Source organism: Pseudoalteromonas sp. 20-MNA-CIBAN-0454 (genome assembly GCF_040308685.1).
GTDB lineage: Bacteria > Pseudomonadota > Gammaproteobacteria > Enterobacterales > Alteromonadaceae > Pseudoalteromonas > Pseudoalteromonas nigrifaciens.
The window spans coordinates 1-499 of sequence record NZ_JBEOOB010000106.1 but is presented as its reverse complement, the minus strand read 5'-3'; the positions used below and the strand labels follow the sequence as shown (position 1 = coordinate 499).

Annotated in this window: 1 protein-coding gene; it reads left to right on the top strand. The window is 43.7% G+C overall.

Annotated elements, in window-relative coordinates; all coding sequences use genetic code 11:
* The first annotated feature begins 82 nt into the window (after positions 1 to 82).
* Positions 83 to 424, top strand: a complete 342-nt coding sequence (locus tag AAEZ22_RS18155) for a hypothetical protein (protein WP_008467385.1) — start codon at positions 83 to 85, stop codon at positions 422 to 424.
* Positions 425 to 499: the final 75 nt, after the last annotated feature.

The window sequence follows — 499 nt, the reverse complement described above, 5'->3', positions numbered from 1 at the left end:
GTAAGCGTCTAGCGAACCACACCTAGCATCGATGTTCTGATTATCTAAAAATACCTGCTCAATGATAAATTCGGAGCAGGTGATGAAAACTTACAGAACAAGCGCACAGTGGCAGCAGCTTTTGCTGAAACGCAGTACGTTTAGTGGTACTAATATTGAATTCTGCCAACACCATAATGTCGCTATTACGACTTATTATAAACAACGTGCTTTACTGGCAAAAGACCAGCCTAATTCCACCTTGCCAGTGCACACGCAGTGCCTTACATCATCACGTTTTGTCCAGGTAAAACAAACTACTGAAGTCTGCGCGCAAACTCGTCAAAATACGCTGCAGTTTGATACGCTAACCGGCCAACTCACGTTTCCTATCGATTTAGCGACGGCCGATATCGTTGCCATTATTAAAGGGCTAACGGTATGAGGATGTTCGTTGATGTACCCACCGTCTATTTATGTGCCGATGCCGTTGATTTTCGAAAATCAATTAATGGTCTGG

What these genes read in the sequence shown, in the direction of transcription:
- AAEZ22_RS18155 (WP_008467385.1), top strand. Translation starts at nt 83, where the DNA reads ATGAAAACTTACAGAACAAGCGCACAGTGGCAGCAGCTTTTGCTGAAA.